Source organism: Marinobacter sp. NFXS11 (genome assembly GCF_040148675.1).
Taxonomy (GTDB): domain Bacteria; phylum Pseudomonadota; class Gammaproteobacteria; order Pseudomonadales; family Oleiphilaceae; genus Marinobacter.
Genome location: NZ_JAGDDV010000001.1, coordinates 499,171 through 512,814, shown reverse-complemented (window position 1 = coordinate 512,814; position 13,644 = coordinate 499,171). Strand labels below are relative to the sequence as shown.

Genomic DNA, 13,644 nt, shown 5'->3' with positions numbered 1-13,644 from the left:
CTCCTGTTTGTTGTCGATAGCCTCTCACAACTGGTTTTTCCTGGAAACCGGCGTTTATGACATAATTATGGTCGATATTGCCACAACCGTTCTTTGAATGGTTGAAGCCACGTTCGGCGACCGGCCGCCAGAGGAGCATCTCCTCCCGGGACACGCTGTGAATACATCCCTGTACGCTTGACTGCAGCATCCATGCTGCAGACAGTCCCGGGAGGAGATGCCCCTCTGGCGGCCTACTTTGGAGAATGTATGCGGAGAGTTTCTGTTATCGGTTTTGACGGGGCACTTGCCAGTGCTATTACCGGCATTATTGATCTCTTCCGGCTTGCCGGAGTTACCTGGGCGCGAATTAACGATGAAACGCCGGCGCCCCAGTTCACAACCCGACTTCTCACGAAAGACGGAGCGCCCTGCCGTTGTATTAACGGGCTGACCATTCAGCCCGACGGGGCCTGGAATGAGCTTCTGCCAGATGACGATGGAAGTGACCTGGTGGTTATCCCGACGATCGGTGGTCCCATTGATGTCGTCCTGGCCGGGAATATGGAGTTGATTGAGTGGCTTGGCGCTTTTCGTTCTTCCAACTCCGAGCAGGTTCGGGTAGCCAGTAACTGTACCGGTGCGTTTATGCTGGCCGAGGCAGGCCTGCTCGATGGTCGTCAGGCGACTACTCACTGGGGGTTCAGCCATCAGTTCCGCCAGCGTTTTCCGACGGTGAACCTTCAGCCGGACAAGCTGGTAACGGTGGACGGCGACATTGCCTGTGCCGGGGGCGGCATGGCCTGGTGGGATCTGGGAATCTATCTGGTGGAACGTTACGCGGGGGCGCAGGTGGCGCGCGAGCTTGCGAAGGCCTTCGTGATTGATGCCGGGCGGACCAGCCAGGCACCCTACAGTGCCCTGCAGGCCCGGCGCTACCATTCCGACGCTGCCATTCTGAACCTGCAGGACTGGTTGGACAGTCATTACAGCGAACCCGCTACCCTGCAACGCCTGGCTTCACTCAGCGGACTCACCGAGCGTTCTCTGATTCGCCGATTCAAGGCAGCCACTGGCGACACGCCCACCGGGTATCTACAACTTCTAAGGATTGAGGTTGCACGTCAGCATTTGGAGAAGTCGCGGTTACCGATTGATGAAATCACCCAGTTGGTGGGCTACGAAGACGTGAGTTCGTTCACGCGTCTGTTCCGCAAACATACCGGGCTTTCACCGGGTGCCTACCGCTCTCGCTTTGTCAGGTAATGTCTGGTCGGTCCTGCCTGGCCCGGGTTATGCATCGGTTTCCACTGAAGGCCAATGTTCGGCCTGAAACGTAAAGAATACCGACAGGTGTCACTATGGGGAGGTCCGCCATGAATGCACCGATCAGACAAAGCCAGGCAGAGATTTTGAGCAGGCTGTACGACATGAAGCGCAAGCAAATCGAGCAGGCACTGCAGCAGGGAAACAGCCTTCGAAGTCAGGTACTTGAAGCTGAAGCCGAGGCGATTTCAAATGCCTTGAAATCCGCCCGCTAACCAAACTAAACCCTTCTATCCGGAGCCATACTTCTTCAGACGGCGGCTCCAGCGCTGCTTCGCATACCGGCGGAGGTTCGAGACATTATCGGTTTCATCCATGATTTCCGTGCCCAAAAGTGTCTCCAGTATGTCCTCCAGCGTCACTATTCCCAGCCAGGTTCCCAATTCGTCATAGACGACGGCCAGGTGTTGCCGCTCTCGCAGCATGTCCGAAAACAGGAATTCGATGTTGGTGTTGCCTTTCACTCGCTTGATCTTGCGCATGTGATCGAGCAGGTCGACATTGGAATCGAGGTTGATCAGATCTGCACGATGCAGGTAGCCGAGCGCCTCGCCTTCCTCATCGATTACCGGATAGCGGGAGAACGGTGATTTTCTGACCTGCTCCCTGAACTGGTCGTAAGTGATATCCGGATCAACGTATTTACTGACCGTCCTTGGTGTCATCACAGAGCTGACCTTGATCTCGTGGAATCGCAGGACGTTTTGAATCATGCGCCGTTCGTCTTCATCCAGGGCCTGCTGATCCTTGCCTATCTCCGCCAGGGCGCTGATCTCCGCACGGATATCAACGTCGGCCTCACCAGACCCAATTCGGCGGGTGACCTGTTTGGACAACCAGATGAACGGCAACAGCGCCTTGATCATGAAGCCCAGAATGGCCGGTAACCGTGGCGCAATGCTCCGCCAGTACTTCGCACCGATGGTTTTTGGAATGATTTCCGAAAGAATCAGAATGGCCAGGGTCATTACCGCAGAGGCAAGCCCGAGCCAAGCTTCACCAAAAACCACCGTTACCTGGGCTCCGACGCCGGTAGCGCCGACCGTGTGGGCAACGGTGTTCAGTGTAAGGATTGCAGACAGCGGATCATCGACATCGTCTTTCAGTTTGCGCAACCGGGCGAACAGCTGCGGCCTTTCTTTCTTCAGTGAGGCGATGTAGCTCGGAGTCACCGAAAGCAAAGCCGCCTCAAGAATGGAGCATAAAAAAGAGAAGCCAATCGAGAGCAACGCGAAGGCAATTAGTAATGTCATAATTTGGCTGCGACTTCCGTTCCCTGCCGGATGGCCCGTTTTGCGTCCAGTTCTTCGGCGACGTCTGCACCGCCGATCAGATGTGCGGTCACCCCAGAGTCCGATAACTCGTCGAAAAGTTCCCGATAAGGTTCCTGGCCTGCGCAAATAATCACATTGTCCACAGCCAACACCCGGCTCTCCGTGACCTTGCCATCTTTGTCGGTCAGGGAGATATGCAGCCCCTGGTCGTCAATCCGCTCGTAGCGACAGCCCCTGAGCATTTCCACGGCTCGGTGCTTCAGACTATTGCGGTGCACCCAACCCGACGTTTTGCCCAGACCGCCGCCGACCTTGCCGGTTTTTCGCTGCATCAGGTAAATCTTTCGGGGCGACGGTGTCGGCTGGCGCTCGGCGAGGCCCCCGGGGCCATCGAAGTCCGGGTTGACGCCCCATTCCGCCTGCCAGTCGGCAACGCTGACCTGCTCGCCTTCGGGATGGTGGCTGAAGTCGTGTGTCAGGAACTCGCTGACATCGAAGCCTATACCGCCGGCACCAATAACTGCCACAGTCTCACCAACCGGTTTGTCGTGACGAAGCACATCGAGGTACCCGAGCACCTTGGGATGATCGATGCCTTCAATTGCCGGTGTTCTCGGCTTCACGCCAGTGGCAATCACCACATCATCAAAGCCCTTGGCCTTGAGTGAGTCCGCGTCCACGCGCGTGCCCAGCTTCAGGTCGATCTCCAACAGCTCTATTTGGCGCTGGTAATAACGAAGGGTTTCGTAGAATTCTTCCTTGCCCGGGATGCGTTTGGCGTAGTTGAACTGACCGCCAATCCGATCGTCCGCGTCAAAAAGGGTCACCTTGTGGCCCCGTTTCGCGGCGGTGGTCGCTGCTGCCAGCCCGGCAGGTCCGGCCCCGACCACTGCGACCCGGCGCACAACCGGCGCTACCGTCAACACCAGCTCGGTTTCGTGACAAGCCCTTGGGTTTACAAGGCACGATGCCCGCTTGGCCTGGAAGGCATGGTCAAGACACGCCTGGTTGCAGGCAATGCAGGTGTTGATTTCGTCACTGCGTCCCTGCTCGGCTTTGCGCACGAACTCGCTGTCTGCCAACAGAGGCCGGGCCATCGACACCATATCGGCCTTGCCCGCGGCGAGGATATCTTCCCCTTTCTCCGGGGTGTTGATGCGGTTGGTGGTACACACCGGGATATCCACTTCACCATAAAACTTGGCGGTGACATCGGCAAAGCCGCCACGGGGCACCGAGGTGACAATGGTGGGCACCCGCGCTTCGTGCCAGCCAATGCCGGTGTTGATGATGGTGGCTCCTGCCTGCTCGATGGCCTTGCCCAGTGTTACGATCTGATCCCAGGTCTGGCCACCCTCGACCAGGTCCAGCATGGACAACCGATAGATAATGATGAATTCAGGCCCAACAGCTTCGCGCATACGGCGGACAATCTCCACGGGCAGGCGCATACGGTTCTCGTAAGGGCCACCCCACTTGTCCGTTCTCATGTTGGTCCGCTCACACAAAAACTGGTTAATGAAGTAGCCCTCGGAGCCCATCACTTCCACGCCGTCATAGCCGGCGAACTTTGCAAGTTTTGCGGCATTGACGAAATCGTTGATCTGACGCTCAACCCCTTTCGAGGAAAGGGCGCGGGCCTTGAACGGACTGATTGGTGCCTTGGTTGCCGACGCCGAGACAATCAAAGGCTGGTAGCCGTAGCGTCCCGCGTGCAGGATCTGCATGCAGATCTTGCCACCCGCCTCATGCACCGCCCCTGTGACGTGACGATGTAACAGGGCCGTGGCCCGGTTGTTCATGGTTGAGGCTAGAGGAGCCAACTGCCCAACCAGATTGGGCGAGAAACCACCCGTGACCATGAGCCCAACGCCGCCTTCTGCGCGCTCGGCAAAATACCGCGCGAACTTGTGGATGTTCCAGAACCGGTCCTCAAGGCCCGTGTGCATGGATCCCATCAGAACCCGGTTCTTGAGTTCAGTGAAGCCGAGATCCAGAGGTTTCAGAAGGTTGGGATAGGTGTCGCTCATGAGGGTCTCTCAATAAATATTTATCGCGAGTATACACTTGATCAATGGCAAGTTGACTTGACCTTACAGACGGGGCACGTATCATCGGCAATCAAGTTTAACTGACGGAGCAACCATGACCGCAAGGTCCTACGGCTGCACAAGAGTTACCCGCCCACCTGTTACCGCTGACATCGCGCGGCACCGGGGACGTTTACCGTACTTCCCGGACCCGCCTGCTTTCTGCTGATCCACCCCACCCCCAATGCCGTATTGGCATCGGCGCTCAATGTGCATGGTGGCTGGCCGGAGACTAGACTCAGGCAAACATGCTTTCAATACTCACGTAAAAGAAAACCAATAACGAGGTTGCGATGTCGCTACCGCTGGTTGTTTTACTGCCTTTTCTGGGTGCCATAGCTGCACCCCTGTTCGCCCAGGGCGGCAGAACGGCGATTGCCGTTGCATCTTCTGTACCCGCGTTGATTGCACTCGCAGCCCTTTTCCCGCATTGGGAAACCCTTACTGACGGCGGCGTTGTGCTGCACAGCTACGAATGGCTTCCCGCACTCGGCCTCTCCTTCAGTTTTCGTCTGGACGGGCTGTCCCTGCTGTTCGCTCTGCTGATCCTGATCATTGGGCTGCTGATCATTCTTTACGCCCGCTATTACCTGAAAGCCCATGAAAACGTCGGCAAGTTCTACGCCCTGCTGCTGTGCTTCAAGGGATCGATGCTCGGCATCGTGCTCTCAAGCAACCTGCTCCTGATGATGATTTTCTGGGAACTGACCAGCCTGACCTCGTTCCTGCTGATCAGTTTCTGGACCCATAAACAGGACGCCCGCCGTGGCGCCCGGATGGCACTCGCGGTCACTGGCGGCGGCGGCCTTGCACTGCTCGCCGGCATCCTGATCATCGGCAACATTGTTGGCAGCTTTGAGCTGGATGATGTGCTGGCAGCCGGTGACCAGATCAAAGCGCATGCCATGTACCCGGTCGCCCTGACCCTGGTTCTGCTGGGCGCGTTCACCAAATCGGCCCAGTTCCCGTTCCATTTCTGGCTGCCTCACGCGATGCAGGCACCGACCCCGGTATCTGCCTACCTGCACTCGGCTACCATGGTCAAAGCCGGTATCTTTCTCATGGCCCGGCTGTATCCGGCCCTGGCAGGTACTGAACAGTGGTTCTACATGGTCAGTTTTACCGGCATGGCCACCCTGCTCATTGGTGCCTATGTGGCCATGTTCAAGCACGACCTGAAGGGCCTGCTTGCCCACTCGACGGTGAGCCATCTGGGCCTGATCACTCTACTGTTCGGCATGGGCACGCAGCTCGCCGCCGTGGCCGCAGTCTTCCACGTGATCAACCACGCCATCTTTAAAGCCTCTTTGTTTATGGCAGCCGGGATTATCGATCACGAGACCGGTACCCGGGACATGCGGCGAATCAATGGTCTGTGGCGTTACATGCCACACACCGCCACCCTGGCCATGGTGGCTGCCTCATCCATGGCCGGGGTTCCGCTGCTGAACGGCTTCCTGAGCAAGGAGATGTTCTTTGCCGAATCCCTTGAACTGAACCTGCCGGGGCTCTGGGCGTGGCTACCTCCGATTGTGGCCACCCTCGCCGGCATTTTCGCAGTGGCGTATTCAGCCCGTTTTGTTCACGATGTGTTCTTCAACGGCAAGCCCGTGGATCTTCCTATCTACCCGCCGCATGAACCTCCACGCTATATGAAGTTTCCGGTGGAGATCCTGGTGTTTGCGTGCATCATGGTTGGCGTTTTCCCTGCCGTTTCGGTCGGCCCCCTGCTCCAGATTGCAGCGTCCGCCACGCTCGGCGGCGACGTGCCGGACTACACGCTTTCTGTTTACCACGGGTTCAACCTTCCGCTTATCATGAGCTTTGTCGCTTTCTTCGGCGGTCTGTTGATGTACAGCCAGCGTCAGCGCTTCTTCGACTTCCATGCCCGGTTCAAGGAAGTTGATGAGAAGGCGGTGTTTGAAGCGGTGGTCCTGAGAGTTGTCGATCTCGCCAACAGATTTACCACGCGCATCGAAAATGGCTCGCTTCAGCGATACGCCATGCTTCTTCTGGTAAGCGCTATCGCGGTCGCAGCCATGCCGATTCTCGGCCTTGGCATTTTTGTTGGCGAAAACGGACTTAGCCCGGTGGATTTACCAACAGTGATCGCGGCCGGTCTGTTGATCCTCTGCGCTATGACAACAGCCATCCTGCACCGTCAAAGGTTCTATGCCCTTGTTTTGCTGAGCGTGGTCGGTCTGGTCGTGGCTCTGGCTTTCGCCCGTTTCTCGGCACCAGATCTGGCAATGACACAGCTTTCCGTTGAGGTCGTGACCATTGTTCTCCTGATGCTGGCAATTTTTTACATGCCGGCATGGACGCCCATCGAGACACCGCTGAAACGCCGGTTGCGTGATATCGCCATTGCGGCGGTTGCCGGAATTGGCATGACGCTGGTCACGCTGGCCATGCTGACCCAACCGTTCAATTCGATTTCTGATTTCTTCCTCGAAAACAGCAAATCCGGCGGTGGCGGCACCAATGTGGTCAACGTGATCCTGGTGGACTTCCGGGGCTTCGATACCCTGGGTGAGATTACCGTTCTTGCCATTGCTGCCCTTGGCATCTACGCCATGCTGAAGGACACGGCCCTGACGCCGCCTCCCAGCGACGGCGAGGGACATGCATGGACCCGGGATTCCCACCCGCTGATGCTGAGGTTGATTGCCCGGCCCATGCTGCCACTGGCACTGATGGTATCCGCCTTCATTTTCCTGCGGGGTCACAATTTGCCCGGGGGCGGCTTTATCGCCGGCCTGGTGACTTCGGTTGCCCTTATTCTCCAGTACATTGCCAGCGGTATGGACTGGACCGAAGACCGAATCACTGTCCGTTACCACAACGTGATCGGCCTGGGCCTGCTCTTCGCAACGGTTGCTGGCGCCGGAAGCCTCGCCTTTGGCTATCCGTTCCTGACCTCCACGTTCGATTACATAACCTGGCCTGTGGTTGGCAAATTCGAGGTCGCGTCTGCACTGATTTTTGATCTGGGCGTCTATCTCACTGTGATCGGCGCTACCCTGCTTGCGCTGGTCAGTATCGGCCGGATATCTCCCCACTCCGCCATAAAGAGTAAAAAGGAGGGTGCATAATGGAGCTTGTTTTTGCGCTGGTCATTGGTGCCCTGACGGCATCCGGCGTTTATCTGATTCTGCGGGCTCGCACCTTTCCTGTCGTGGTGGGACTGACCATGCTGTCCTACGGGGTGAACCTCTTTCTCTTCTCCAGCGGTCGCCTGGCGACCGGCCAGCAACCGGTCCTCGGAACGGCTGCGAGCTATTCCGACCCGCTGCCACAGGCACTGGTACTGACTGCTATCGTGATTGGTTTCGCCATGACCGCGTTCGTTGTCGTCCTGTCACTGCGCAACCTGGCGGACAACGAGGACGACCACGTGGATGGTAAACAGCCCTACAAATCGCCTGCTCCGGAACAGGAAGAGGAGGTAAACGGTAAATGAACCACTGGCTTACCGCTCCTGTTCTGATTCCGCTGCTAGGTGGCATTCTTCAGGCTTTCATGGGCTATGCACCCATCAGTCTTCGCCGCACCCTGGCACTGGCTACAACCGTTTTGATGCTGGTTTCCGCCATCGTGCTTCTGGTACTGGCAGACGACGGCAGCTATCGCATCTATGCGTTCGGCAACTGGCAGCCACCGTTCGGGATCGTACTGGTCCTGGACCGTCTCGCAGCACTTATGCTGGTCATGACGGCCGTGCTGGCCCTGTTCTGTCACATCTATTCGATCGGCGGTGCCGACGAGGGCAACCGCCAGTTCCATGCACTTTTCCTGTTCCAGCTGATGGGTCTGAACATCGCCTTCCTGACCGGTGACCTGTTCAACCTGTTTGTTGCCTTCGAGGTGCTGCTCATCGCCTCGTACGGGTTGCTGATGCATGGCGGTGGCACGGTAAGGACCGTTCCGGGCCTGCACTATGTCGTGCTGAACCTGATAGGCTCCGCCGTGTTCCTTATCAGTGTTGGCATGATCTACAGCGTCACCGGCACCCTCAATATGGCAGACCTGGCCGTCAAGATTCCGCAGGTGTCCGGGGAAGGTCTGAACATCGTTAAAGCCGGCGGCATGATGTTGCTGGTGGTGTTCGGTCTCAAGGCCGCGATTCTACCCCTATGCTTCTGGTTACCCCGTGCCTACTCCAAAGCCACGGCGCCCGTGGCCGCGCTGTTTGCGGTGATGACCAAGGTTGGCATATACGCCATTCTGCGGGTGTATCTGCTGATCTTCGGCGACGACGCCGGCGAACTCGCCAATCTGGGCATGGACTGGCTGTTCCCCATTGCCCTGGCCACCCTCGCCATGGGGGTTATTGGCGCGCTGGGGTCCGGCAGCCTGAAAACCCTGGTCGCCTGGCAGGTCATCATTTCCGTGGGCACTTTGCTGGCACCGATTTCGCTCGGGTCCGAAGCCGGTCTGTCTGCTGCCCTGTTCTATCTTTTGAGCACCACCTGGACGGTTGGCGGCCTGTTCCTGGTATCGGAGCTGGTGGCCAACCAGAGGGGCTCGGCCAAGGATCGAATCGTTACCGCCCCCAAAATGCAGAACCGCACCTTCCTGAGTGTGCTGTTCCTGGTCGGTGCCGTAGCAGCAGCTGGCCTTCCGCCATTGAGTGGCTTTTTCGGCAAGGTCCTGATTCTACAATCTGTTCAGTCGGGAACCGAAATGGCATGGCTCTGGTCAGTAATTCTGATCGGCAGTTTCCTGACCGTTATCGCGTACAGCCGCGCTGGCAGTATCGTTTTCTGGCGCACGGTGGATGGTCATCTGGAAAAGCCAGATCCGCTCAACGGCCGGATTTCTGTCGCAGCCGGTGCCCTGACTGCACTGGCGGTGGTGATCGTCGTGCTGGCTGGCCCGATTACCCGCTACACCGATGCCACTGCCGAACAGTTGCACAACAAGGATGCCTATATTGAGATCCTGCAAACCAAGATGGTCAGGGAGGACAGCTGATGCTTGATCGCCTGAGTTTTCCCCAGCCCTGGCTGAGCCTAACGCTTTTTATCACCTGGCAGTTTCTGAGTGACGGAATAAGCGGGGGCAGTGCGGTACTGGGCCTGATCCTGGCGTGGGCAATACCGCAGATAACCCAGGGCTTTTGGCCGGATCCGCCGGCATTCATCAAGGCCTGGAGAGTGCCCGCGTACCTCCTGCGCGTTGTCTGGGATATTGTTATCGCGAGTGTTGAAGTGGCACGGCTCATCCTCAGCCCGCGGCCGGCACGTCCTGCATTTGTCTGTTATCCCCTGGAGCTGGAGCACCCTCTGGCCATCACAATTCTGGCGAGCACTATCTCGTTGACGCCCGGCACGGTGAGCGCTGACGTCAGCGATGACAACAAGCTGCTGCTGATTCACGCGCTTGACGCCGAGGACGACCAGACTGTTATCGATACGATCAAAACCCGCTACGAGAAGCCTCTGCTGGAGATGTTCCAATGATAGTCATCGCCCTCTACATCACCATTGCCATGGTCACTGTGGCGGCGCTTCTGAATGTATACCGTCTGATCAAGGGACCGGATGCACCCGATAGAGTGCTGGCACTCGACACGCTCTACATCAACGCCATTGCTTTGATTATTCTGCTCGGCCTCACACTCGGAACACGCATGTACCTTGAGGCGGCTCTTCTGATTGCTGTAATGGGCTTTGTCGGAACCGTCGCTATGGCCAAATATCTGAAGCGGGGCAGCGTCATTGAGTAAGCCCACACCCGGCACACAAATGCTCCTGGAGGAAACATCCGATGAATCCCTACGCTGAATTCGCCATCTGCCTGCTTTTGATCATCGGCGGCGCATTTACCCTGATCGGCGCTATTGGCCTGGCTCGCCTGCCCGACTTCTTTACTCGCCTTCATGGCCCCACCAAAGCGACCACGGTTGGAGTGGGCGCCATCGTAGTCAGCTCTGTGATCTACTTCAGCACACTTGGACAGGGTATCGGTATTGAGGAATTCCTGATCACGGCCTTTCTGTTCATGACAGCCCCTGTGAGTGCCAACTTCCTGGCAAAAGCTGCCATGCATTTGAAGGTTAACACCACAGAAAACACCCGGGGCCATCCCTGGGACCAGTAATTCAATCAACAATTCCAAGAACTTTTTGTGCCAAGGAATCGTATTAAATACTGATTATAAAAACCGCCGTTAACTGCAGGACGTTTTAACTTGGGTCTTAAAGGAGCACCCTTGCATGATGTTACTGGCTGTTCTTTCTGGCTTTTTGCTGGCGGTGGCGGTTCCCGCGCTCTATCGCGTGGCAGGCAAACACATTGGCTGGGTGCTGGCCCTTCTCCCCGCATTGCTCACGGCCTATTTTGCCAGCCTCATCCCGGCGGTCAGCGGCGGTGAAATTCTTCTGATTCGTAACCAGTGGATGCCCGGACTCGGCGTCTCGCTGGATTTCATGGTTGATGGCCTGGCACTGGTCTTCGCGCTTCTGATCAGCGGTATCGGAACCTTTATCCTGATCTATGCCGGTTCCTACCTCCAGGGCCACAAGGATCTCGGCCGATTCTACGTCATCATGCTGTCGTTCATGGCGTCGATGCTGGGGCTGGTTTTATCCGATAACCTCATCACTTTTTTCGTGTTCTGGGAACTGACCAGCATCACGTCCTACATGCTGATCGGCTTCAACCATGAAGATGCCGAAGCCAGGAAATGCGCCCTGCAAGGACTCTTCGTCACAGCGGGAGGCGGCCTGGTACTGATGGCCGGTCTGATTCTCCTGATCTTCATCACCGGCAGCTATTCGTTCTCCGAGATACTGGCATCCGATCTCGCCATTCATGACCATGGTTACTACACCGCGGCGGCGGTTTGCATACTCATCGGAGCCTTCACCAAGTCTGCGCAGGTACCATTTCACTTCTGGTTACCCAATGCCATGGCTGCGCCCACCCCCGTTTCTGCCTACCTGCACTCGGCGACCATGGTCAAGGCCGGCGTCTATCTGCTGGCGCGCCTGAATTCATCCATGGACGGGGATGCGCTATGGAGCAACTCTCTGATGGTTTTTGGCGCTGCCACCATGCTCACTGGCGCCTACCTGGCCTTCAGTAGCACCGGCATCAAGAAGGTGCTGGCATACTCGACGGTCATGGCGCTGGGCACCCTCACCATGCTCATCGGGATCGGCACAGAAAAGGCGATCATCGCTTTCGTCTGCGTCCTGGTGGCGCACTCGCTGTACAAGGGCGCCCTGTTCATGCTTGCGGGCGCGCTGGACCACGAAACCGGCACCAAAGACATCACGAAAATGGGCGGGCTCTGGCGCAGCATGCCGAGAACCGCGGTTATTACCGGGCTGGCTGCATTGTCGCTGGCAGGGCTTCCGCCACTCTTCGGTTTCGTTGCCAAGGAATTGATGTTCGAGTCGGTCATCAACTCGCCGGTGTGGCCCTCGGCGCTCATGACAGCGGCTGTCGCTTCTTCGATTCTGGTCGTGGCCGTAGCGGGACTGGTTTTCCTGAAACCGTTTTTCGGTCCCGTTCGCACCACTCCGAAACAGCCCCACGACGCCCCCGTCGCCATGTTGATTGGCCCGGCAGTATTGACCCTTCTGGCGCTGATTTTTGGCGTGGCGCCATTTGTGCCCGCAATCTTCGTACTGGATGCCACAGTCTCATCCGTCTATGGCACTGGGGTGACGACGGCTCTGGCCCTGTGGCACGGAGTGAATGTTCCATTGATGCTGTCTGGCGCCAGCCTCCTCGCAGGCTCCCTACTTTTCGTAACCTGGCAGCGACTGCATCCGACGCTTTATGCCGTCAACACGGCGGCCAGCCGCTTTGGTCCGGAGGCCGGCTATTTCCGATTCATGCTCGGGATCACCCAGGCTGCAAGCTGGCAAACCCGATTGCTGCAGAACGGGGTTCTCGGTATCTATCTGCTGATCCTCGCTCTGGTCACCTTCGGTCTGACGGGCTACACGCTGTTCACCCGCCACGGTTTTCAGCTGGATTTCGATTTCAGCAATGGCTACTTCTACGAGTTTGGCATCGCTCTTCTTATTGTCGCAGCCACCGTGTTCGCCAGTGTCACCCGGTCCCGGCTGGGTTCCGTTGCGTCAGTCGGCGTACTGGGTTTCGGGGTAGCCCTGATATTCATCCACTTCAGCGCGCCGGATCTTGGCATCACGCAGCTCCTGGTGGAGACTCTGACTGTCATATTGCTGGTTCTGGTGCTCTTCAAGCTGCCGCCTTTCGTCAACCTCTCATCGCCGTGGGAACGTTATCGGGACCTGGCTGTGGCTGTGTTTGCCGGCGCGATCATGACCCTGTTGATGCTTGCGGTACTGGATATCCAGTACTTCGACAGTATCTCCAGTTATTACATTGAAAACAGTTATGGCCTCGCCTTCGGCAAGAACATCGTCAATGTGATTCTGGTGGATTTCCGGCAGCTGGACACCCTGGGAGAAATCTTTGTTCTGGGCCTTGCGGCGATGGGGGTTTACTCAATGGTCAAACTGAGGGCGGAGGACCAGCACAAGCCATGAAAACCAACACGCTCATACTCCACACCGCCGCTCTCGCGATTATGCCGCTACAACTGATGTTTTCGGTGTTCCTGCTTTTGCGAGGGCACAACGAGCCCGGCGGCGGCTTCATCGGTGGGCTGGTAGCGGCAAGTGCTTTTGTGCTTTATGCCTTCGCTTTTGGCGCTGAATCAACACGCAAGCTGCTGCGTGTCAGCCCGCGGGATATTCTGGCAGCCGGATTACTATTTGGTCTCGCCTCAACCATCCCTGCCTTCTGGTCTGGCCAGGCCATGCTTACCGCACTCTGGTGGGAGGTTCCACTCCCCGGTGAAGGCTATCTGAAACTATCAACCGTTCTGATTTTCGACATTGGCGTGTACCTGGCCGTGCTGGGCACGCTGATGACCTTTGTGATCAGCCTGATGGAGTCGGAAGAATGAACCGTGCATTCATCGACAGGGAG

General features: G+C 57.3%; 12 protein-coding genes. 10 read left to right on the top strand and 2 right to left on the bottom strand.

The window, feature by feature from the left end:
* Positions 1-249: 249 nt before the first annotated feature.
* Together J3362_RS02530 and J3362_RS02525 are read left to right on the top strand one after the other, a co-directional pair.
* Positions 250-1,245, top strand: coding sequence for a GlxA family transcriptional regulator (locus J3362_RS02530; RefSeq protein ID WP_349517988.1), 996 nt, complete (start codon positions 250-252; stop codon positions 1,243-1,245).
* Between the two features lie 110 nt (positions 1,246-1,355).
* Positions 1,356-1,520, top strand: coding sequence for a hypothetical protein (locus tag J3362_RS02525; RefSeq protein WP_349517987.1), 165 nt, complete (start codon positions 1,356-1,358; stop codon positions 1,518-1,520).
* Positions 1,521-1,535: 15 nt separating this feature from the next.
* Here J3362_RS02525 and J3362_RS02520 read toward each other — a convergent pair whose 3' ends face one another.
* Both J3362_RS02520 and J3362_RS02515 read right to left on the bottom strand, forming a co-directional pair.
* Entirely contained in the window at positions 1,536-2,558 is a 1,023-nt protein-coding gene (locus J3362_RS02520) for a CNNM domain-containing protein (RefSeq protein WP_349517986.1), read from the bottom strand.
* The gene (locus J3362_RS02515) at positions 2,555-4,609 is read right to left on the bottom strand and encodes an oxidoreductase (protein ID WP_349517985.1); all 2,055 of its coding nucleotides are present in this window, start codon (positions 4,607-4,609) and stop codon (positions 2,555-2,557) included. The genes J3362_RS02520 and J3362_RS02515 overlap by 4 nt, the downstream gene beginning before the upstream one ends.
* Positions 4,610-4,962: 353 nt before the next feature.
* On the opposite strand from J3362_RS02515, the gene J3362_RS02510 reads away from it, so the two are divergent.
* The 8 genes from J3362_RS02510 (at position 4,963) to J3362_RS02475 (ending at position 13,621) form a co-directional block, all read left to right on the top strand.
* On the top strand, positions 4,963-7,764 hold the full coding sequence (locus tag J3362_RS02510) for a monovalent cation/H+ antiporter subunit A (RefSeq protein ID WP_349517984.1): 2,802 nt from the start codon (positions 4,963-4,965) through the stop codon (positions 7,762-7,764).
* The gene (locus J3362_RS02505; RefSeq protein ID WP_014577865.1) at positions 7,764-8,132 is read left to right on the top strand and encodes a Na+/H+ antiporter subunit C; all 369 of its coding nucleotides are present in this window, start codon (positions 7,764-7,766) and stop codon (positions 8,130-8,132) included. The genes J3362_RS02510 and J3362_RS02505 overlap by 1 nt, the downstream gene beginning before the upstream one ends.
* Positions 8,129-9,646: a monovalent cation/H+ antiporter subunit D gene (locus J3362_RS02500; RefSeq protein WP_349517983.1), complete on the top strand. Its 1,518-nt coding sequence runs from the start codon at positions 8,129-8,131 to the stop codon at positions 9,644-9,646. Before J3362_RS02505 ends, J3362_RS02500 begins: the two co-directional genes overlap by 4 nt.
* Positions 9,646-10,134: a Na+/H+ antiporter subunit E gene (locus tag J3362_RS02495; protein WP_014577867.1), complete on the top strand. Its 489-nt coding sequence runs from the start codon at positions 9,646-9,648 to the stop codon at positions 10,132-10,134. Before J3362_RS02500 ends, J3362_RS02495 begins: the two co-directional genes overlap by 1 nt.
* On the top strand, positions 10,131-10,400 hold the full coding sequence (locus tag J3362_RS02490; RefSeq protein ID WP_062781700.1) for a K+/H+ antiporter subunit F: 270 nt from the start codon (positions 10,131-10,133) through the stop codon (positions 10,398-10,400). Before J3362_RS02495 ends, J3362_RS02490 begins: the two co-directional genes overlap by 4 nt.
* A 41-nt stretch (positions 10,401-10,441) precedes the next feature.
* Positions 10,442-10,774, top strand: a complete 333-nt coding sequence (locus tag J3362_RS02485; RefSeq protein WP_349517982.1) for a Na+/H+ antiporter subunit G — start codon at positions 10,442-10,444, stop codon at positions 10,772-10,774.
* A 115-nt stretch (positions 10,775-10,889) separates the two neighbouring features.
* Positions 10,890-13,199: a putative monovalent cation/H+ antiporter subunit A gene (locus tag J3362_RS02480; RefSeq protein WP_349517981.1), complete on the top strand. Its 2,310-nt coding sequence runs from the start codon at positions 10,890-10,892 to the stop codon at positions 13,197-13,199.
* Complete coding sequence (locus J3362_RS02475) at positions 13,196-13,621, top strand: Na+/H+ antiporter subunit B (protein WP_349517980.1); 426 nt, start codon at positions 13,196-13,198, stop codon at positions 13,619-13,621. Before J3362_RS02480 ends, J3362_RS02475 begins: the two co-directional genes overlap by 4 nt.
* The last annotated feature ends 23 nt before the right edge of the window (positions 13,622-13,644 follow it).

What these genes read in the sequence shown, in the direction of transcription:
- J3362_RS02515 (WP_349517985.1), bottom strand. Translation starts at nt 4,609, where the DNA reads ATGAGCGACACCTATCCCAACCTTCTGAAACCTCTGGATCTCGGCTTC.
- J3362_RS02525 (WP_349517987.1), top strand. Translation starts at nt 1,356, where the DNA reads ATGAATGCACCGATCAGACAAAGCCAGGCAGAGATTTTGAGCAGGCTG.
- J3362_RS02520 (WP_349517986.1), bottom strand. Translation starts at nt 2,558, where the DNA reads ATGACATTACTAATTGCCTTCGCGTTGCTCTCGATTGGCTTCTCTTTT.
- J3362_RS02480 (WP_349517981.1), top strand. Translation starts at nt 10,890, where the DNA reads ATGATGTTACTGGCTGTTCTTTCTGGCTTTTTGCTGGCGGTGGCGGTT.
- J3362_RS02505 (WP_014577865.1), top strand. Translation starts at nt 7,764, where the DNA reads ATGGAGCTTGTTTTTGCGCTGGTCATTGGTGCCCTGACGGCATCCGGC.
- J3362_RS02500 (WP_349517983.1), top strand. Translation starts at nt 8,129, where the DNA reads ATGAACCACTGGCTTACCGCTCCTGTTCTGATTCCGCTGCTAGGTGGC.
- J3362_RS02495 (WP_014577867.1), top strand. Translation starts at nt 9,646, where the DNA reads ATGCTTGATCGCCTGAGTTTTCCCCAGCCCTGGCTGAGCCTAACGCTT.
- J3362_RS02510 (WP_349517984.1), top strand. Translation starts at nt 4,963, where the DNA reads ATGTCGCTACCGCTGGTTGTTTTACTGCCTTTTCTGGGTGCCATAGCT.
- J3362_RS02530 (WP_349517988.1), top strand. Translation starts at nt 250, where the DNA reads ATGCGGAGAGTTTCTGTTATCGGTTTTGACGGGGCACTTGCCAGTGCT.
- J3362_RS02490 (WP_062781700.1), top strand. Translation starts at nt 10,131, where the DNA reads ATGATAGTCATCGCCCTCTACATCACCATTGCCATGGTCACTGTGGCG.
- J3362_RS02475 (WP_349517980.1), top strand. Translation starts at nt 13,196, where the DNA reads ATGAAAACCAACACGCTCATACTCCACACCGCCGCTCTCGCGATTATG.
- J3362_RS02485 (WP_349517982.1), top strand. Translation starts at nt 10,442, where the DNA reads ATGAATCCCTACGCTGAATTCGCCATCTGCCTGCTTTTGATCATCGGC.